General features: G+C 71.4%; 18 protein-coding genes, 1 tRNA gene and 1 riboswitch. Of the genes, 12 read left to right on the forward strand and 7 right to left on the reverse strand.

The features are described 5' to 3' along the window. Positions 1-367: 367 nt before the first annotated feature. Together rph and rdgB are read left to right on the forward strand one after the other, a co-directional pair. Entirely contained in the window at positions 368-1093 is a 726-nt protein-coding gene (rph, locus tag OG310_RS22585; protein ID WP_329457691.1) for a ribonuclease PH, read from the forward strand. A 174-nt stretch (positions 1094-1267) separates the two neighbouring features. Further along, entirely contained in the window at positions 1268-1870 is a 603-nt protein-coding gene (gene rdgB, locus OG310_RS22590) for an RdgB/HAM1 family non-canonical purine NTP pyrophosphatase (protein WP_329457692.1), read from the forward strand. 70 nt (positions 1871-1940) lie between these two features. Here the strand turns inward: rdgB and OG310_RS22595 are convergent. The 4 genes from OG310_RS22595 to bcp form a co-directional block, all read right to left on the reverse strand. Then, positions 1941-2024 (reverse strand) — tRNA-Leu (locus tag OG310_RS22595). Between the two features lie 33 nt (positions 2025-2057). Beyond that, the gene (locus OG310_RS22600) at positions 2058-3083 is read right to left on the reverse strand and encodes an HNH endonuclease signature motif containing protein (RefSeq protein ID WP_329457693.1); all 1026 of its coding nucleotides are present in this window, start codon (positions 3081-3083) and stop codon (positions 2058-2060) included. Between the two features lie 206 nt (positions 3084-3289). Continuing rightward, a complete protein-coding gene (locus OG310_RS22605) occupies positions 3290-4792 on the reverse strand; it encodes an MFS transporter (protein WP_329457694.1) in 1503 nt (500 codons plus the stop codon). 119 nt (positions 4793-4911) lie between these two features. Then, positions 4912-5379 carry a thioredoxin-dependent thiol peroxidase gene (gene bcp, locus OG310_RS22610; protein WP_329457695.1) on the reverse strand — a complete coding sequence of 156 codons (468 nt, stop codon included), beginning with the start codon at positions 5377-5379 and terminating at the stop codon, positions 4912-4914. Positions 5380-5618: 239 nt separating this feature from the next. Between bcp and OG310_RS22615 the strand changes: the two genes are divergently transcribed. The 3 genes from OG310_RS22615 to OG310_RS22625 all read left to right on the forward strand — a co-directional run bounded on the left by OG310_RS22615 (position 5619) and on the right by OG310_RS22625 (position 6901). Next, complete coding sequence (locus OG310_RS22615) at positions 5619-5945, forward strand: DUF3618 domain-containing protein (protein ID WP_329457696.1); 327 nt, start codon at positions 5619-5621, stop codon at positions 5943-5945. A gap of 110 nt (positions 5946-6055) precedes the next feature. After that, positions 6056-6358 (forward strand): GroES family chaperonin, encoded by a 303-nt coding sequence (locus OG310_RS22620; RefSeq protein ID WP_329460315.1) that lies wholly within the window; start codon positions 6056-6058, stop codon positions 6356-6358. Between the two features lie 99 nt (positions 6359-6457). Then, a riboswitch (guanidine-III (ykkC-III) riboswitch) is annotated at positions 6458-6543 on the forward strand. A 34-nt stretch (positions 6544-6577) separates the two neighbouring features. Beyond that, positions 6578-6901, forward strand: a complete 324-nt coding sequence (locus OG310_RS22625; protein WP_329457697.1) for a DMT family transporter — start codon at positions 6578-6580, stop codon at positions 6899-6901. A 60-nt stretch (positions 6902-6961) separates the two neighbouring features. Here OG310_RS22625 and OG310_RS22630 read toward each other — a convergent pair whose 3' ends face one another. Next, positions 6962-9463, reverse strand: a complete 2502-nt coding sequence (locus tag OG310_RS22630) for a transglycosylase domain-containing protein (protein ID WP_329457698.1) — start codon at positions 9461-9463, stop codon at positions 6962-6964. 263 nt (positions 9464-9726) lie between these two features. Here OG310_RS22630 and OG310_RS22635 point away from each other — a divergent pair, with 263 nt between their 5' ends. The 4 genes from OG310_RS22635 to OG310_RS22650 all read left to right on the forward strand — a co-directional run bounded on the left by OG310_RS22635 (position 9727) and on the right by OG310_RS22650 (position 13543). Next, the gene (locus tag OG310_RS22635) at positions 9727-10527 is read left to right on the forward strand and encodes an ABC transporter permease (protein WP_329460316.1); all 801 of its coding nucleotides are present in this window, start codon (positions 9727-9729) and stop codon (positions 10525-10527) included. Between the two features lie 106 nt (positions 10528-10633). Next, on the forward strand, positions 10634-11464 hold the full coding sequence (locus OG310_RS22640; RefSeq protein WP_329460317.1) for an ABC transporter permease: 831 nt from the start codon (positions 10634-10636) through the stop codon (positions 11462-11464). A 96-nt stretch (positions 11465-11560) separates the two neighbouring features. Then, a complete protein-coding gene (locus OG310_RS22645; protein ID WP_329457699.1) occupies positions 11561-12544 on the forward strand; it encodes an ABC transporter ATP-binding protein in 984 nt (327 codons plus the stop codon). A gap of 51 nt (positions 12545-12595) precedes the next feature. Beyond that, positions 12596-13543: a DUF1707 SHOCT-like domain-containing protein gene (locus tag OG310_RS22650; RefSeq protein ID WP_329457700.1), complete on the forward strand. Its 948-nt coding sequence runs from the start codon at positions 12596-12598 to the stop codon at positions 13541-13543. A 176-nt stretch (positions 13544-13719) separates the two neighbouring features. On the opposite strand, the gene OG310_RS22655 is transcribed toward OG310_RS22650, so the two are convergent. Beyond that, positions 13720-15138, reverse strand: coding sequence for an SGNH/GDSL hydrolase family protein (locus tag OG310_RS22655; protein ID WP_329457701.1), 1419 nt, complete (start codon positions 15136-15138; stop codon positions 13720-13722). A gap of 363 nt (positions 15139-15501) precedes the next feature. Here OG310_RS22655 and OG310_RS22660 point away from each other — a divergent pair, with 363 nt between their 5' ends. Then, entirely contained in the window at positions 15502-17064 is a 1563-nt protein-coding gene (locus tag OG310_RS22660; protein WP_329457702.1) for a DUF445 domain-containing protein, read from the forward strand. A gap of 230 nt (positions 17065-17294) precedes the next feature. Here the strand turns inward: OG310_RS22660 and OG310_RS22665 are convergent, their stop codons facing one another. After that, complete coding sequence (locus OG310_RS22665) at positions 17295-17612, reverse strand: hypothetical protein (protein WP_329460318.1); 318 nt, start codon at positions 17610-17612, stop codon at positions 17295-17297. A gap of 324 nt (positions 17613-17936) precedes the next feature. Here OG310_RS22665 and OG310_RS22670 point away from each other — a divergent pair, with 324 nt between their 5' ends. Together OG310_RS22670 and OG310_RS22675 are read left to right on the forward strand one after the other, a co-directional pair. Then, positions 17937-18506: a carboxymuconolactone decarboxylase family protein gene (locus OG310_RS22670; RefSeq protein WP_329457703.1), complete on the forward strand. Its 570-nt coding sequence runs from the start codon at positions 17937-17939 to the stop codon at positions 18504-18506. Beyond that, entirely contained in the window at positions 18496-19305 is an 810-nt protein-coding gene (locus tag OG310_RS22675; protein ID WP_329457704.1) for a helix-turn-helix transcriptional regulator, read from the forward strand. Before OG310_RS22670 ends, OG310_RS22675 begins: the two co-directional genes overlap by 11 nt. Positions 19306-19442 lie beyond the last annotated feature (137 nt).

Below are 19442 nucleotides of genomic sequence, written 5' to 3' on the forward strand. Positions count from 1 at the left end.
GCTAAACGGGCGTACGGGCCACCGCCCCGAGCGGATCCGCAGCGCAGGACCGGGCTGATCCGCAGCGTCGGCCCGCACGGGTCCGCAGCGTCGGCCCGCGCGGCGCGGCCTCAGGGGGCGACGCGAGCCGGGCGGTACGGATCGACGCGAAGCCACCCTCCGTACGGGCGGCCCGCCCCCGGCCCCGCTCGCCCACGGCGGCCCGCTCCCGGCCCCGCCCGCCCCGGGCGGCCCGCCCCCCGGCCGAGCGCCCGGGGCGGGCCGCCGCCATAACCCGCCCGTACACCCCCGCGCCACAGCGGCCCCTCCCGCACCGGCCCGTCCCGACCGGCCGGAGCGCACCCGGAGGCCCGATAGGGTCGATGCCATGTCTCGTATCGACGGCCGCACCCATGAACAGCTCCGTCCCGTCACCATCGAACGCGGATGGAGCAAGCACGCTGAAGGCTCCGTCCTCATCTCCTTCGGTGACACGAAGGTCTTCTGCACCGCGAGCGTCACCGAGGGCGTACCGCGCTGGCGCAAGGGCAGTGGCGAAGGCTGGGTCACCGCCGAGTACTCGATGCTGCCCCGCTCCACCAACACCCGCGGCGACCGCGAATCCGTACGCGGCAGGATCGGCGGCCGCACCCACGAGATCAGCCGCCTCATCGGGCGCTCGCTGCGCGCCGTGATCGACTACAAGGCGCTCGGTGAGAACACCGTCGTACTCGACTGCGACGTCCTCCAGGCCGACGGCGGCACCCGCACCGCCGCCATCACCGGCGCGTACGTCGCCCTCGCCGACGCCGTCGCCTGGGCCCAGGCCAAGAAGATCGTCAAGGCCGGCCGCAAGCCCCTGACCGGCACCGTCTCCGCCGTCAGCGTCGGCATCGTGGACGGCGGCCCGCTCCTCGACCTCTGCTACGAGGAAGACGTGCGCGCCGAGACCGACATGAACGTCGTCTGCACCGGGGACGGCCGCTTCGTCGAGATCCAGGGCACCGCCGAGGCCGAGCCGTTCGACCGCAAGGAACTGAACACACTCCTCGACCTGGCCACCGCGGGCTGCGTCGACCTCGCGCGCATCCAGACCGAGGCACTCGAAAAGTAAAGCGGGAACCAAGAGAAGGTCTCGAACGTCTTTACTGATACGGACGCACAGCGACAGCGGTGCGTCCGTCCAGACGTCCAGACGTCCGGACTTACGCGTGGGCGCGGGCCAGTGGCCGCGCTGCCCCGTGCCCCGTGACCTGCGCGATCGCACGGCCCGGATAGGTTGGACGGCATGACCCGCCTGATCCTCGCCACCCGCAACGCCGGGAAGATCACCGAACTCCGCGCCATCCTCGCCGACGCCGGCCTCCCCCATGAGCTCGTCGGCGCCGAGGCCTACCCCGAGATCCCCGACGTCAAGGAAACCGGCGTCACCTTCGCGGAGAACGCCCTGCTCAAGGCGCACGCCCTCGCGCAGGCCACCGGCCACCCGGCCATCGCCGACGACTCCGGCCTCTGCGTCGACGTCCTCGGCAGGGCGCCCGGCATCTTCTCCGCCCGCTGGGCCGGCCGCCACGGCGACGACCAGGCCAACCTCGACCTGCTCCTCGCCCAGCTCGGCGACATCGCCGACCCGCACCGCGCCGCGCACTTCGCCTGCGCCGCGGCCCTCGCGCTGCCCGACGGGACCGAACGCGTCGTGGAGGGGCAGCTCCGCGGCACACTGCGCACGGCCCCCGCCGGAGCACACGGCTTCGGCTACGACCCGATCCTCCAGCCCGACGGCTCCACCCGCACCTGCGCCGAGCTCTCCCCGGCGGAGAAGAACGCGATCAGCCACCGCGGCAAGGCCTTCCGCGCGCTGGTGCCGGTCATCGGGGAACTGGTGGGCTGACCGCCCGCTTTCGTGTGCTCACGAGAACGGCCTGGGAATCGAAGAATCTTCGATTCCCAGGCCGATTGTGTGCGGTGGAAGGGATTCGAACCCTCAAGCCCGATCAAGGGCCACAGATCCTAAGTCTGCTGCGTCGCCATTGCGCCACCACCGCCCGGCAGCCGACTTCCCGAGGGCGGCCGACGCGTCATTCTATGGCGAGTTCGCTGTCCGTTACGAGCCTCGGCTTCGACCGGCGGCCGCGGCACCACGTGTCGGTGAGGGCGTGGCAGTTGGGGCAGAGGTACCGCAGGTTCTGGAGCCGGTTGTCGCGCCACTCACCGTTGATGTGGTCGATCTGGAGCGTGATCGGCCGGCCGAGCCACTCGCCCTCGTTGCCGCACGAGACGCACCGGTAGGCGACCCCGACCTCCCGCAGCGCGCGGTGCAACCGGGTGCGGTTGGTCCGCCCCGCACCCGGCGGCAGCACGACGAGCACCGCCGGTGCGAGGGGGCGGGGGATCACGGGCCGCACCGCCGCCCAGGGGCGTCGCGTGAAGTGAGCGGTGTCGAGCCCGAGCCGGTCGATCGCCCGCCGGACGCGCTGGTGGTTGACGTCCGTCACCTCCATGCCCATCGACCGCATGACATCCGCGAAGCTCAGTGCTGCGGGGACGGCCGCGCGCAGCGCCTCCTCCGGTACGCGCGCCCGGCTGTTGCGGAAGTGGCTGGTGTCGATGCCGTGGGCGGCGAGCATGCGTCCCAGCGCGGCCCGCGAGCGGCTGTCGTCCGGTACGTCCAGTGCCCGGGCCACCCCGCGGACGCTGTCCGACGCGGCGGCCGCCGTCGCGAGCTCCGTCGCGTCGAACGGCAGCTCGGCGCGGTCCTGTGTCAGGCCGGGGAAGTGACTGGTGTCGATGCCCGCCGCCGTGATCCGGCGTCCGATGTGCGACAGGGTGCCGGTGGCGGGCTTCCCGCCGAGTCGCGTGACGACCTCCCGCAGCGTGCTGGATTCGGCCACCGCCTCGGCTATCGCCTCGTCGGTGTACTTGCGCCAGGGACTGCGTTGCTTGAAATGGCTCGTGTCGAGGCCCAGGGCGCCGACCTTCTCCTGGAGGACCCGACGCTGCCCGCCGCTCTCCTTCATCCCCAGCCTGCGGAGCAGATCGGCCCAGCCGACGGACTCCGCGACGGCTTCCGCCAGCAGCTCGCGTGTGTACCTGCGGGGCGCCATCTCCGTACTCCGTCCTCGGGCACGCGTTCGGTGCCTCGCACGGAGTAACGGCCGGGAGATCCGGGCGGTCACGGTGTGTCAGCGGCGGACAGGCGTACGCCCCGGCGCGCGGTGGGGCGCTCGCCGGGGCGTGCTGTCGTGCGGGGGCCGGCGTGGCTCGGCGTGACGGAGCCGGCGCAGGCGCCTGTACGGGGTGCCGGAGCGGTTCAGTAGCGCGGCTCCTGGGCCTGTTCGTGCGCCAGTTCCGCCGCTTCCTCCGGCGTGGCGACCGAGGGCGGGGAGCCGTCCAGGGGCTGCCGGGCCGTCTCCTTCATGCACAGGACGGCGATGACGCCGACGATGGCCGCGGCCGTTGCGTAGTAGGCGGGCATCAGGTTGGTGCCGCCGACGCCGATCAGGGCGGTGATGACCAGGGGGGTGGTGCCGCCGAAGAGGGACGTCGACACGTTGTAGCCGATGGACAGGCCGCCGTAGCGGACCTGTGTCGGGAAGAGTGCCGGGAGCGCCGCGGACATGGTGCCGAGGAGGCAGACCAGCGAGAGGCCCAGCATGGCGAGGCCGATGATGATCAGGAACAGGTTGCCTTCCCTGATCAGCAGGAACGACGGTATGGACAGCACCAGGAAGCCCAGCATGCCCGCGAGGAGCAGGGGTTTCCTGCCGAGCCGGTCGTTGAGCCGTCCCACCTGGTTGATCACCAGCATCATGGCCACCATCACGCCCAGCAGGATCAGCAGGCCGTGGGTGGTGCCGTAGCCGAGTTCGTCGGAGAGGTACGTCGGCATGTACGACAGCAGCATGTAGTCGGTGATGTTGTACGCGGCGACCAGCGCGACGCACAGCACCAGCGGCCGCCAGTAGTCGTGGAAGATCTTCCGCAGGTCGCCCTTGCCGGTGGTCTCGACGGTGTCGGCTGCCTCGGTGGCGCGGACCCGGTCGTTCTCCGCGGACAGTTTCTGGAACGCGGGTGTCTCGTCCAGTTTCAGCCGCAGGTACAGGCCGATGACGCCGAGCGGTCCTGCGAGCAGGTACGGCAGGCGCCAGCCCCAGCTCTCCAGGCCGGTGTCGCCGAGGCTCACGGTGAGGAGGGTGACGAGGCCGGCCGCGCCGATGTAGCCGGCGAGCGTGCCGAACTCCAGGAAGCTGCCGAAGAAGCCCCTGCGCTTGTCGGGGGCGTACTCGGCGATGAACGTGGAGGCGCCGCCGTACTCACCGCCGGTGGAGAAGCCCTGCACCAGGCGCAGCAGGATCAGCAGCGCCGGTGCCCACAGGCCTATGGAGTGGTACGAGGGCAGCACGCCGATGAGGAACGTGCCGAAGGCCATCATCAGCATGGTCAGCGCCAGGACGCGCTTGCGGCCCACTTTGTCGCCGAGGGGGCCGAGCACGATGCTGCCGAGCGGCCTGACCAGGAAGGAGATGGCGAAGGTGGCGAAGGTCAGCAGGAGCTGCGTGGTGCCGCTGCCGCCGGGAAAGAAGACCTTGCCGATCGTGCCGGCCATGTAGCTGTAGATACCGAAGTCGTACCACTCCATGGCGTTACCGAGCGCGGCGGCTTTGACCGCTCGTTTGACGGCCGCGTCATCGGTGACCGTGATGTCAGATCTGCGGAGGCGGGGGTTCCGGCGCTGCTTGATGGTGCGGAACAAGGTGGGGTGGCGCCGGACCGCAGCCGGGTCGGCCATCTCTTCGTAGTCCTGGCCGGCCATGGCGGGTTCCTTTCTGCGTACAACAAAGTCCAGTGGAACCTTCTGCGCGTTTCAAGCGTCCGCAAACCCGGGCCGCACGTAAGTGCGACCCCGGTCACATGCTGCCGGTCCTGTTCCGGTCAGATTCCCAGGTCCTTGATGATCTTCGCGACGTGCCCTGTTGCGCGCACGTTGTACAAGGCCCGCTCGACCTTTCCCTGCTCGTCGACGATGATCGTCGAGCGGATGACCCCGGTGACCGCCTTTCCGTACATCATCTTCTCCCCGAACGCTCCGTACGACTCCAGAACGCCTTTCGAGGGATCGCTGAGAAGCGTTACCTTCAGGTTCTCCCTCTCCCGGAACTTCGCAAGTTTCTCCGGCTTGTCCGGGGAGATCCCGATGACGTCGTAACCCGCTCCGGCCAGCAGTTCGAGGTTGTCTGTGAAGTCGCAGGCCTGCTTCGTGCAACCGGGCGTGAGGGCCGCCGGGTAGAAGTACACGACGACCTTCCGGCCCTTGCGGTCGGCGAGGGACACGTGGTTTCCGTCCGCGTCGGACAGGGTGAAGGCGGGTGCGGTGTCGCCGGCTGACAGGCGCTCACTCATGGGTGTCTCCGTAATGTGCAGGAAGTGTGCCGAAATCGGTTTCCGCGCGCGATGGCGGGTTTCGTACACCCCTTCGGCCATACGCGCACTCCGGGATGTACGCCGCCGAGCGTAATGGGGGGTGCCGCCGGGTGCGGGACGGGCGGAACTGACAGACTGTCGGTGTCATCGACGTAGTCGGTGCGGGTAACCCAGGTTTGACGGGTTCGACGGATACGAGGGACGACGGAGGCGGCGCGGTGTCGGATGCCGATGCGAGGACCCCTGCGCAGATCGAGGCGGACATCGTCCGTCGACGCGGGCAGCTTGCCGAGACGCTCGACGAGATCGGGGTGCGCGTGCACCCCAAGACGATCGTGGGCGACGCCAAGGCCCGGGTGGCCTCCTCGGTGGACCAGACGGCCGGGCGGGCGTTCGTGGCCGTGAACCGCACGGTGTCGGATGTGAAGGCGCGGTTCGTCAAGGACGACGGCTCACCGCGCCTGGAGCGAGTGGTGCCGGCGGCGCTGCTGCTGGTGGGTGTCGTGGGGCTGCTGACCGTGTCGGCGCGGCGCCGCCGCGGGTGACATCGGCCGTGACCGCCGCCGCGGGAGCCACCCTGGGGCTTCCAGCGGCCTCCGGGCCGGGTAGGTTCTTCGCCGTGAGCGAGAACACCCACGAGAAGCTGCCCATCCGGATGCTCCACGACCGCGTACTGGTCAGGACGGACATCCCGGAGGGTGAGCGGCGTTCTTCCGGCGGCATCGTGATTCCGGCGACCGCGGCCGTCGGCCGCCGGCTCGCCTGGGCCGGGGTGGTGGCCGTGGGCCAGAACGTGCGGACGGTGGAGCCCGGGGACCGGGTGCTGTACGACCCGGAGGACCGCGCCGAGGTCGAGGTGCGCGGTGTCGCGTACGTCCTGATGCGGGAGCGCGACCTGCACGCGGTGGCGGCGGACCGGTTCGAGGGTTCCGAGGACGCGACGGGGCTGTACCTGTAGCCACGCCGGGTACGCCCGCGGGATTCATGAGGGCCCGGTGGCCGAGGTCACCGGGCCCTCTCGCTGCCCGGGGGCACTTCGGGGGGCCGGGGCGCGGGGGTTTTGCTACGGTCGGTGGGAGCTGCCCGACGAGACGCGCCGTACCGGGTGGAGCGCAAGGACCCGAGACGCAAAGACGACGCACCGTATCCGCGTTCTTTTCGTGCCGGAGGTGCCCTCGTGGCGTGGGTTCTGCTGTTCGTTGCCGGGCTGCTCGAAGTGGTCTGGTCGATCTCCTTGAAGTTCAGTGACGGTTTCACCCGGCTGTGGCCGAGCGTGGTCACGGTCGTCGGCGTCACGGCGAGCATGCTGTTGCTGGCGCAGGCGGCGAAGTCGCTGCCGATCGGGACCGCGTACGGCGTCTGGGTCGGGATCGGCGCGGTCGGCGCGGCGGTCGTGGGGATGGTGGCTCTGCACGAGCCGGTGACCGCGGCGCGCATCTTCTTCGTGTGTCTGCTGGTGGTCGCGGTGCTGGGGCTTGAGGCGACCTCCGGGGGCAGGTAGCCGACCGGTACGCCCGAACGGGCCGGCCGCGGTCGGCGCGCTCGGAAGCGGGCGTGGCGGCTACCCGCCGGGGCCCGGCGAGACGGGCTCGCCGCCGGGGCCCGTGCCACCGCCGGGGCCGGGTCCTGCGGTGCCGCCGGTGTCGCCTCCGCCGGTGTCGCCCCCACCGGGGGCGCCGCCGTCCTGGCCGTCCGAGGTGGTGCCGCCGTCCGTGCCTCCGTCGCCGGTGCCCCCGGTGTCCGTTCCGCCGCCGGTGGTGGCGCCGCCGCCCGTGTCGGCGCCGCCGGTGCCGCCCCCGTTCGCGTCGCCTCCGCTGGTGGTGGTCCCGCCGCCGGTCGGGCTCTGCGTGCCGCCGTCGGTGCCGCCGTCGGCCGCTCCGCCGGTGTCCGTGCCGGCCGTCGTGCCGCCGTCGTCGCTCCGGCCGCCGGTGGCCGTGCCGCCGCTGTCCCGGCCGCCGGTGTCGCCGCCGCCGGCCGACGGTGAACTGCCGGGTCCGCTGGACTTGTCGGAGGGCCGTCCGGACGGTTCGTGCCGCTGCGCCGCGCCGTGCTGGAGGTGGAGGTCGAAGTTCTTCACGGGGCTGCCCTTGAGGGCGGCCGCCGTGTACTGGCCCCAGATCTGCGCGGCCGGCCCGCCGCCGTTGACGCGGCTCTGCCCGAGCGCCCCGTACAGGGACTTGTGCCGTGCGGTAGTGGGGTCCGCGCCCATCAGCGCGACGACGGTGGTCAGGTCGGGGGTGTAGCCGGCGAACCAGGCTGCCTTGTCGTCCTCCGCCGTGCCCGTCTTGCCCGCTGCGGGGCGGCCCGCCGCCTGTGCGGCCGTGCCGGTGCCCTCGCTGCTGTCGACGACGGTGCGCAGCACCGACGTGGTGGTGTCGGCGGCCTGCCGGCTGACGGCCTGTTCCGAGGTGTGCCGGGGCAGGGTGACCGTCCTGCCGTTCTTGGTGATCCGGGCGACCAGGGAGTACGTCTCGCGCACGCCGTGGTGGGCGAGGGTCGCGTACGCCTTGGTCATGTCGAGGGCGCTGGCCGTGGCGGGGCCCAGCGCGATGGACGGGGTGGCCGTGAGGTCGGGGGTGGTGGCGGGGATGCCCAGGCCGACGGCGGTGTGCTCGACGGTGGCGGGGCCGACGTCCTCTGCCATTTGCGCGTACACGGCGTTGACGGACTTGTTGGTGGCCGTACGGACGGTGATGTTGCCGTAGTCGCGGTCGTCCTCGTTGGCGGGGGCGTATCCGGTGGGGCCGTTCGGGCCCTGCACCATGCGGTGGTTGTCGCCGTTGTAGTGCGTGTTCGGCGTGATGCGGTCGCCGTCCTGCGTCTCGGAGCCGTTCTGGATCGCGGAGGCGAGGACGAACGGTTTGAAGGTGGAGCCGACCTGGTAGTCCCGCCGGGTCGCGTTGTTGACGAACTGCTTCGTGTAGTCGATGCCGCCGTACATGGCGACGACGTCGCCCGTCGACGGATCGATGGACGCGCCTGCGACCCGGACGTCGCGGTCAGCCTTGCGGTCGCTTTTCAGCTTCGAGGTGACGTTGTCGTCGACTGCTTTGACCAGGGCGTTCTGCCGGGACCGCTGAAGGGTGGTGGTGATGCGGTACCCGCCGCTCGCCAGCGTGTCCTCGTCGAGGATGTGGTTGCCGGCGAGGTAGTCCTTGACGGCCTGGACGATGTACCCGCGCTGCCCGGACAGGCCCGCGTTGGAGGGGCCGGAACGGGTGGGCGTGGGGAAGGTGAGCTTCGCGCGGGCCGCCCGGGTGAGCCAGTGCTTCTTGACCATGCCGTCGAGCACGTAGTTCCAGCGGGCGGTGGCCGCGCCCTTGTTCTCCGGATGCGCTATCACGTCGAACTCACTGGGCGCGTTGAGCAGGGAGGCGAGGTAGGCGCCCTGGGCGGTGTCGAGCTGCTCGACGTCCTTGCCGTAGTACGCCTGCGCGGCGGCCTGGGCACCGTACGCGTTGCGGCCGAAGTAACTGGTGTTCAGGTATCCCTGGAGGATCTCCTCCTTGGACTCCTCGCGGCCCAGCTTGACGGCGATGAAGAACTCCTTGGTCTTGCGGACCAGCGTCTGTTCCTGACCGAGGTAGTTGTTCTTCACGTACTGCTGGGTGATGGTCGAGCCACCCTGGGTGCCCTTGCCGGTGACGGTGTTCCAGGCGGCGCGCACCATGCCGAGCGGGTCGACGGCCGGTTCCCCGTAGAAGCCCCGGTCCTCCGCGGCGAGTACGGCCCGGCGTGTCGTCAGGGGGACCTGCGCGAGCGCCACGTTCTCCCGGTTGATGTTCCCGTCGCGGGCGATCTGGGTGCCGTCCTTGTACAGGTAGACGTTCGACTGGGCGATGGCCGCGGCGTTCGCGGCGGGGATGTCGACGAGGTTGTAGCCGGCGAGGAAGCCGCCGACGGCGAGCACGAGGATCGTGAGCACGCCGAACAGGGTCATCCGCCACGTCGGCAGCAGCCGGCGCCAGCCGGTGCGGCGGCGCTTCCCCTTGCCGGACGGCTCCGCGGGGGCCTCGGAGGAATCCTTCGGGTCCTGGCCCCGCTGCGATGGCTCGTCACTCATGTAGGGGAAGACTCCTCGGCCGGGGCCGAAGGTGTGCGCTCCGGCATAACGGTGTCGTATCGGGTGAGTCGGTCCCTGCTGGGGGGCACACACGTCATCAAACGCCGTATATCACCATGAAACACGTTCGTGGCGGGAGAGCTCCGCCCGTCGGCCCGTGCCGGAAATACGATCGCCGCCGCCCACCCCGTTGGGCTAGGGTCGTGCGCTTCGGTGCCGCCGCCCGGGCGCGGACCGCGAAGGCGGGACGGGAAGGGGCTGTCGTGCGGCTGTACGGCGTCGTCTGGGCGGGTGCGTTCCGCCGGTACGCCACGTACCGGACGGCCACCGTGGCGGGTCTGTTCACCAACACCGCCTTCGGCTTCATCATCGCGTACACGTATGTCGCGCTGTGGCAGCTGCGGCCGCACCTCGGCGGCTACGGGCTGCCGCAGGCCGTGACCTTCGTCTGGGTGAGCCAGGGTCTGCTCGCGGCGAGCGGGATCATGGGCGGCGGTTTCGAGAGCGAGCTGACCGAGCGGATCCGCACCGGCGACATCGCCGTCGACCTCTACCGCCCTGCGGACCTGCAACTGTGGTGGCTGGCCCAGGACCTGGGGCGGTCCTGCTTCCAACTGCTGGCCCGGGGCGCCATCCCGCTGCTCGTCGGGTCGTTCTTCTTCGACCTGGCGCTGCCGCGGGACCCGCTGGTGTGGGCGGCGTTCCTGGTGGCGGTCCTGCTCGGGTTCGTGGTGAGCTTCGCGATCCGCTTCATCGTGGCGCTGGGTGCGTTCTGGCTGCTCGACGGTACGGGGGTGACGCAGATCGCGGGGCTCGCGGCCACGTTCTGGTCCGGGATGCTCCTGCCGCTGAACGTCTTCCCCGGTGTGCTGGGCGACCTCGCCCGCGCCCTGCCGTGGTCGGCGATCCTGCAGCTGCCGACGGACGTCCTGCTCGGGACGCACGGCGGCTGGGGCACGGCGGGCGTGTACGCCTTCCAGGCCGGCTGGGCCCTCGCGCTGCTGGGGCTCGGCCGCCTTCTCCAGTCGATGGCGACGCGCAGGGTGGTGGTCCAGGGTGGCTGAGGAGGCCGGGGCGGCGGCGCCTGCCCTCGGGGGGTACGACGGGCACGAGGGGGAGGGCCGGCGGGACCGGGAGGGACATGGGAGTCCGCTCCCCGCCGAGGGCGGGGTGCCGCCCGCCGGACCGTGGCGGCTGCTGCGGGAAGGGGTGCGCGCGTACGGCCTGATCGCGGCCATGGGCATCAGGTCCCAGCTGACGTACCGGCTGTCGTTCGCGGCCACCACCGTCGGCAACCTCGTCGCGACGGCGTTCGACTTCGTCACGATCCTCCTGATGTTCTCCCAGGTACACGCGCTCGGCGGGTTCACCCTGCCCGAGGTCGCCTTCCTCTACGGCACGTCCACGACCGCGTTCGGGCTCACCGACCTCGTGATGGGATCGACGGAGCGCATCGGGACACGCGTGCGCGACGGCACCCTCGACGTGCTCCTGCTGCGCCCGGCCCCGGTGCTCGCGCAGGTCGCGGCCGACCGGTTCGCGCTGCGGCGGCTCGGCCGCGTCGTACAGGGCGGGGCGGTCCTGGTGTACGGGCTGGCCGCCACGGACATCGACTGGGACGTGGCCCGCGTGGCGCTGGTGCCGATGATGGTGCTGAGCGGGGCGCTGATCTTCAGCTCGGTGTTCATGGTGGGGGCGGCGTTCCAGTTCTGGGCGCAGGACGTGGCGGAGGTGCAGAGCGCGTTCACGTACGGCGGTACGACACTGCTCCAGTACCCGCCCGGCCTGTTCGCGAAGGACCTGGTGCGCGGTGTGGTGTTCGTGGTGCCGCTCGCCTTCGTCAACTGGCTGCCCGCGCTGTACGTGTTGAGGCGCCCGCAGCCGTTGGGGCTGCCGTGGTGGGTGGCGTTCCTCGCGCCCGCGGTGGCCGTGGTGTGCTGCGGGGTGGCGGGAGCGGTGTGGCGCCTGGGGATCAGGTCGTACCGCAGTACGGGCAGTTGACGGGGCCGCGTGTTCGCGGCGGCGATGACGGCCTGCCGGGCGGCGACGGTGACGATGAGAGTTGTTCGACGAGACGGCGAGAGGGGAAGCGCGCCCATGGACGGCGGGACCGAGGGCTTCATCGAACTGGACGGCCTGGAGAAGGTGTTCGACGTGCGGCGGCGCGTCGGACGGCTGCGCCGCGAGAAGCGGCAGGTGCGCGCCGTCGACGGGATCAGTTTCCGGGTCGCGCGCGGTGAGATGGTCGGGTACATCGGGCCCAACGGCGCGGGCAAGTCGACGACGATCAAGATGCTGACGGGCATCCTCACGCCCAGCGGCGGCCGGGTGCGGGTCGCCGGCATCGACCCGTCGCGCGAGCGCACCCGCCTCGCGTCCCGTATCGGTGTGGTCTTCGGCCAGCGCACGACGCTCTGGTGGGACCTGCCGTTGATCGACTCCTACCGGCTCGCCCACCGCATGTACCGGGTGCCGGACGCCAGGTTCCGCGCCAACCTGGAGCGGTGTGTCGAACTGCTGGGTCTGGAGGACCTGTTGCGGGTCCCCGTGCGGCAGCTGTCCCTCGGCCAGCGGATGCGCGGCGACATCGCGGCGGCCCTGCTGCACGATCCCGACGTGCTCTACCTGGACGAGCCGACGATCGGGCTCGACGTCATCTCCAAGAAGAGGGTGCGGGAGTTCCTGCGCGACCTCAACCGGGAGCAGGGCACGACGGTGCTGCTCACCACGCACGACCTGCAGGACATCGAGCAGTTGTGCCGCCGGGTCATGGTGATCGACCGGGGCCGGCTGCTGTACGACGGAACGCCCGCCGGCCTGCACGACGTCGGCGGCAGCGAACGCACGCTGGTGGTCGACCTGGAGCGGGAGACCCCGCCGATCGAGCTGCCCGGCGAGCCGGCCGTGCGGGTCGCGCGGGTGGAGGGCACCCGCCAGTATCTGGCCTTCCCCGCCACGCAGTCGGCGGCGCCCCTCGTGGCGCGGGTGGCGGCGGCCTACCCGCTGGTCGACCTGTCGGTGCGGGAGCCCGACATCGAGTCGGTGATCGCCAAGATGTACGGCGAGCACACGGGCGCCTGAGGTCCGTACAACCGTGTGCCGGGGCTGTGCCCGTTGGCTACGCTGGCCCGTATGACGAGTGAACTGCCCGAGCGCCCCGCGGGGGAGCGTCACGCGCCCGAGACCAGGGCGTCGGACGCGGAGCGGGAGCTGATCGCGGAGCGGTTGCGCGATGCCATGGCCGAAGGCAGGCTCGACATGGAGGAGTTCGAGGAGCGCCTCGGCCTCGCGCTCCAGGCCCGTACGCACGGCGAACTGGTGCCACTGGTACGGGACTTGCCGGACCCGGGCACGAAGCGGGCCGCCACGGGCGCCGGAGCCCCGGCGGATTTCGGTTCCGCCCCGGCGGGCAGCGGCGCGTGGGCGGACCGGGTGGGCAGCAGCCCCGCCACGTCCCGGGGCGCGTTCGGTTTCCTGGGCGGCTTCGGGCGCAAGGGCAACTGGACGGTGGGCCGCCGGTTCCACGCGACGGCGTTCCTCGGCGGCGGCGAGATCGACCTGCGCGAGGCGCGGTTCGAGGAACGCGTGACGGTGATCCGCTGCTTCGCCGTCCTGGGCGGCATGCAGGTCACCGTGCCACCGGACCTCGACGTCGAAGTGCGCGGCTTCGGCTTCATGGGCGGTTTCGGCGAGGTCCCCGACCGGGGCGACGTGTCGGGGATCAGCCCCGCCCCGGACGCGCCGAAAGTCATCGTGTCGGGGTTCGCGCTGATGGGTGGCGTCGGCGTGGAACGCAAACTCCGCAAGGAGGACCGCAGGCGCCTGAAGGACGAACGCAGGCGTGAGCGCCTCGCCTCGGGCAGCGAGAGCTACGAGGACCGGATGGTCCGGCACGTCGAGCGCTGGTCCCGGCACCAGGAGCGTCACGAGGAGCACTGGGCCCGGCAGTTGGAGCGCCATGAGGAGCGCAGGGCCCGGCACCAGGAGCTCCGCGACGCGCGCAGGGCCCGCCGGGAGGACCATCGCGGGCGGCGCGGGCAGCACCACGACGGCGACGACGAGCACCGCAAGGAACTCTGAGAGGGAGGCACCCGGGGCGGACTCTGACGCCGGCCAGGAGAGTGCGTCCGCGCGGTGGTCCTGCGGTGTCGTGCGTCGGGTGCCGTGCCGTCCCGCGTCGGGCGGTCCGCGCTCGGTGATCCCGGCGCTTCATGGCTCGGCGCTTCGTGGTCCGGCGTGTCAGGTGGCGCCGTGCGTCAGGTCGCGGCCGGCGTGTGCGCGCCCAGGAGGGCCGGCAGGTTCACGGCCGAGGCCATGGCCTGGTATCCCGCGTCGCTGGGGTGCAGGCCGTCCCCCGAGTCGTAGGCCGGGGCCAGCCGGTCGGGAGCGTACGGGTCTCGCAGCACCCGGTCGAAGTCCACGACCGAGTCGAACACGCCACCGGCACGGATGGCCGCGTTGACCTCGTCCCGTACCCGTTCCTTGGTCGCGTTGTAGCCCGCGTGCGCCCCGAAGGGGGTGAGCGTGGACCCGACGACCCGCACGCCGTGCGCGTGCGCCTGCCGTACGAGGTTCCTCAGGCCCTCGACGATGGGCGCTCCCGTGCTCTCGTGCCCGTGCAGGATGTCGTTGACGCCCAGGTCGACGAAGACGGATCGGACACCGGGCCGGCCCAGCGCGTCCTCACCGAAGCGGACGATTCCGCTGCGGCCGTTGCGGGTCGATGACGCGTCACGCAGCACCTGGTTGCCGCCGATGCCCTCGTCCACCACGCCGTAACGGCCGTAGACGCTGTCGCGCACGCGGTCGGCGAGGAAGTCCGGCCAGCGGTGATCGCTGCCCACGCTCGATCCGATACCGTCCGTGATCGAGTCGCCGAAGGCCACGACCGTCCCGGCGGCCTGCCGGTTCTCCACGTCCACCGCCGTCACGTACCGCCAGTACACGCTCCGCGTGTCGTACGCGGCGCCCGACGTGTCCTCCGTACGATCGCCGCGCGCGAGGTACGACGTCTGCTGCGCGTGCGAGTGGTAGGTGACGGCGCCACCGGGAGCGGGCGTGTACAGCGTCAGCAGCAGGTCGGTGCCCGCCGGGACCGTCAGCGCCACCGGGTCGCTCACGGCGTTACGGCCGACCGGAACGGTCACGGACGCCGACCCGGACGGGCCGAAGGTGAGCCGCCGCATCGTGCCCGGCACCGCCGCGGGGCCACCGCCCCCCGCGACCGCGATGGACGCGTGCGCCACGAACAGGGGCGCCGTGCCGTACAGGTTCGTCAGCGTGACACGCGCGGCCGTACCGCCGATGCTCGTGTGCACGACGTTGCGTATCGAACGTCCCGGCAGCCCGTGCACGGTGCCCGGCTCGGCGCCTGCCGCGCCCGCGGCCCACGTGCCCGCCCAGCCGCCGGACGCGGCGGGCGCCGCCTGATGCGGCAGCCCCCGGCCGCCCGTACCCTGGCCGGCGCCCGTACCGGACCCGGAGCCCGACGCGTTGCCGTTGCGGCCGTCGACGGAGACGGACGTGCTGCCGCCGTCCCCGTTCCCCAGCAGCCCGCCGGCCACCTCGTCCGCGAGGCCCCTTCCCGGACCGAGGCCGACGAAGATCCCGGCACACACCAGGCCCACGACCGCGATCATCGCTCCGAAAAGGGCCAGGCCACGCTGTCTCGTCATGCCCCCGGCTCACCTCACCTCTCGCTTACAAAAACATCATCCGTCACGGCAGGGGAACTTGGCGCGCGCTCGGGGAGTCACCTGTCAAGAGGGACAATGCGTACAGGAGGTTCCCGAGCAATCAGTCGATTACGTGCCGTGTACGGACGTGGACGGGTGGAGTGAATGGAACGCGGTGAAGCGGGACGGGGGGCGCAGGACAGCTCCGGATCCGGGGAGGACTCCTCGCGCGGAAGAACGCCGGACGCGACTCCGGCGGGACCGCGCGGGGCGGGGACGACGTCGGGCCTCGGGCCCGCCGGGGCAGACGGGCCCGCCGGGGCAGACGGGGCAGACGGAGCGGACGGGGCGGTGGAAGCGGGGGTGAACGAGCAGGTGGACGACGAACGGGGCGGTGGGGCGAGCGGTCCCGGCTCGGATTCGGGGTCTGGGCAGGGGCCGGGCGCGGCCCCGGGTTCGGGGGCGGCTACGGGTTCGGGCGCGGCGGAGCGTACGGGCGCGGGCGGTTCCAGCTCCGGCCCGGGCGGCGCGGGTTCGGGCGGTTCCGGTTCCGGTTCGGGTTCGGGTTCGGGTTCGGGGTCGGGGTCGAGCGGTCCTGGTTCCGGTTCGGGCGGCGCGGGTCCCGGTCGTCGTACGTCACCGGCCGGTGGCGGGGGCCTGCCGTCCTTCTCGTACACGGCGGCCGACGAGGAGAAGCGCCGCGGGGTGCGGCGCATGAAGACCACGGCCACCTCGCTGCTCGTCCTGGTCGCGGCGATCTACGCGTTCACCACCTGGGGCCGGCACGAGGGCGCGGGCGCCTGGGCCGGATACCTGGCGGCGGCGGCCGAGGCCGGCATGGTCGGCGCGCTCGCCGACTGGTTCGCGGTGACGGCACTGTTCCGCCACCCCCTCGGTCTCCCCATCCCGCACACGGCGATCATCCCGAACAAGAAGGATCAGTTGGGAGCGTCGCTCGCCCAGTTCGTGGGCGAGAACTTCCTCTCCGCCCATGTCGTACGGGCCCGGCTGCGCGCCCTCGGCATCGGGGCGCGTGTCGGCGCCTGGCTGGCTGAGCCCGAGCACGCCGACCGGGTCACCGCCGAACTCGCGACCGCGCTGCGCGGCGCGATCACGGTGCTGCGGGACTCCGACGTGCAGGCCGTCGTCGGTGAGGCCATCACCCGGCGGGCCGACGCCGCCGAGGTCGCCCCGGTCATCGGCAAGACCCTCGACCGGGTGGTGGCGGACGGCGCGCACCACCGCGCTGTCGACCTCATCTGCGTGCGCGGCCGGGAATGGCTGGTCGTGCACGAGGACTCGGTGATGGACGCCGTGCAGGGCGGGGCGCCCGGCTGGACCCCCCGGTTCGTGGACCGGCGCATCGGCGACCGTGTGTACAAGGAACTGCTGCGTTTCGTCACCGAGATGCGGGACATGCCCTCGCACCCCGCGCGGGGCGCGATCGACCGCTTCCTGCGGGACTTCGCCTCGGACCTGCAGTCGGACACGGCGACCAGGACGAAGATCGAACGGTTGAAGTCGGATCTCATCGCCCGTCCCGAGGTGCAGGACATCATCGCGTCGGCATGGTCGTCCGTACGAGCCATGATCATTTCTGCGGCGGAGGACGACCACAGCGAACTGCGGCTGCGGGCCCGCGCCTCCCTGCTCAGCCTCGGCCGCCGCCTCGCGACGGACCAGCGCCTGCAGGACAAACTGGAGGGCTGGATCGAGGACGCCGCGTCGTACGTCGTCTCCACCTACCGGGGGGAGATCACGTCGCTGATCACCGACACCGTCAAGAGCTGGAACGCGGACGACACCTCGAAGAAGATCGAGGCGCACATCGGACGCGACCTGCAGTTCATTCGCATCAACGGAACGGTCGTCGGCGCCCTGGCCGGTCTGCTGATCTACACCGTCTCGCAGGCGCTCGGCGCCTAGGGGCGTACGCCCGGCGGCACGGACCCACCCGGCACCCGTACCCGATCCTTCCGTCCGCTGTGCGCGCCCCGCAGCGGGCGCGGTCCACACGACGGGGAACGGAACGCCTGGCACGCGCGGCCCGGCCGCCCGTCACACGAAACGTGACGGTGGCCGGATGTGCGGTCGCAACGGCACAGCGCGACGTCTCGGGCGCCGCCGGGGACACCCGCGACCCGCCTGGTGTGCGCTCAGCGCCGGGTGACGGCGTACGACGCGGCGGCCACGCCGCCCGCGACGGAGAAGACCGCAGGCCAGGCGCCTATCTTCTTCGCCAGTGGGTGCGAACCCGCGAACGCGGCCACGTACGCCGCGCTCAGGCCCACCGTCGCCTTCGTACCGGCGGCCCGCTGCCACTGCCAGGCGGCCACGGTGCCCGCGGCCAGCAGTGCGGCCCCGCCCAGCTGCCGCTTCTTGGTCCACCGGGCGACGGCGAACCCGCCGACCAGCCCGCCGGCGGCCGCGGTCGCCGCCGGTGCCGACCCGGGAATCCTCGCCAACGCTGCCAACTTCGCCACTTCTGCCGTCCTCGCTGATCCGCCGCCGACGCGCCGCCGAAGCGCCACCGCCGGCCGGCAACCGGTTCGCACACTCTGATCACTCGACACTCTGATCACCCGGGATGCCCCGAGCACTCCCGAGCCTAACCAGCGCACCCGCCGGCCCGGCGAGGTCCCCGGCGAGAAATTCACCACGTCGGGAACGCCCCTGCGCGCAGGGCGCGGCGCATGACAAAGGCCCGGGTCCTCCGCTGACGAGCCCGCGAGCGCTGCCGCGCCCGTTTACCTCCGAGGGAATTGGTTCGACGCGGTGACCGCCGCAGACTCCGAGGCATGAACAGCTACCAGATCCACTCCGCAGACACCGCGCCCGAAACCGCGAAGGAGCCGCTGACAGTCCTGCAAGCGGCATTCGGATTCGTTCCCGCCGCGGCCGGGCTCATGGCGAACTCGCCGGCGCTGCTGAGCACCTTCTTCTCCGCGTTCGGGCACTTCCGGGCCGGCGGCACGTTCGGCCCGGAAGAACGACAGGTCCTCCTGCTGTCCAACGCAGTAGCCAACGGCAGCGAATGGGCGGTCGCGTTCCACACGCTCGAAGCCCTCGCGGACGGGGTCGAACCGGCCGTGATCGAGGCACTGCGCCGCGGAGACCTGCCCGCCGACCCGCGGATGGCGGCGCTGTCCGCGCTCACCCGCGCCTTCATCGACAAGCGGGGCCGGCTCGACGAGGCGGACGTGGCGGCCTTCGCGGCGGGCGGTTTCACCGAGGAGCAGCTGTTCGAGGTGATCACCGGGGTGGCGATCTCCGCGATGACGAACTACACCGTGAACGTCGTACGGCCACCGCTGGAGGCAGCGGTGCAGCCGCACGCGTGGACAAAGGGATACTCGAATGGTGTCTGAGGTCGGTCCACTACTGAAACACTGGAGGGGCGCCCGGCGGTTGAGCCAGCTGGCTCTGGCTGCCGAGGCCGCGGTCTCGATCCGCCATCTGTGTTTCCTTGAGACCGGTCGCGCGAACCCCAGCCGGGCCATGGTCCTGAAGCTCGCCGAGGCGCTCGACGTACCCCTACGCGATCGCAACACGCTTCTGCTCAAGGCCGGGTTCGCGCCCGAATACCCGGAGTCCGAGCTGGACGCGCCGTCACTCGCCGCCGTCCGCGACGCACTCGACACCATTCTGACGCAGCAGGAACCCTTCCCCGCTCTGGTGATGGACAGGAGTTGGGATATCCGGCACACCAACGCCGCCGCTCGCCGCTTCTTCGCCTTCCTCCAGGAGGGGCAGGCGAAGACAGCTCCCGGACCGGCGAACGTGCTGCGCAGGATGTTCCACCCCGACGGCGTCCGCCGGCACGTAAGGAACTGGCCGGAGGTTGCCGAGGCGCTGGTCAGGCGTGCGCGCAGGGAGGCGATCGGAGGTGTCACCGACGAGCGCGCCCAGCGGATCCTCAAGGAGGTGCTGGACTACCCCGGGGTGCCGGCCTCGCTGCGGTCGCTCGACGCGGCCACACCGGTGTTGCCGATCGTGCCGATCCGGTACGTGCACGGTGACCGGCGGTTCGACTTCTTCTCCACCGTGACGACGCTCGGGACGCCGCAGGACGTCACGCTGCAGGAGTTGCGCATCGAGTGCTTCTTCCCGATGAACGACGAAACTCGATCGCACGCGCGTCAACTCCAGGAGTCGGCCCAGTTCTGACCTGATCGTCTCTGCTTGCTGAGCCGGGTCCTCGGCGAGCTCGATCTTCGCGACTTCTGCCGTCCTCGATGCGCCGCCGTCCACGTGACGCCGCTTCGCCGCCGCCCAGCAATCCTTCTCACTCCCTCAACACGACC

It is taken from the genome of Streptomyces sp. NBC_01497, from assembly GCF_036250695.1.
Classification (GTDB): domain Bacteria; phylum Actinomycetota; class Actinomycetes; order Streptomycetales; family Streptomycetaceae; genus Streptomyces.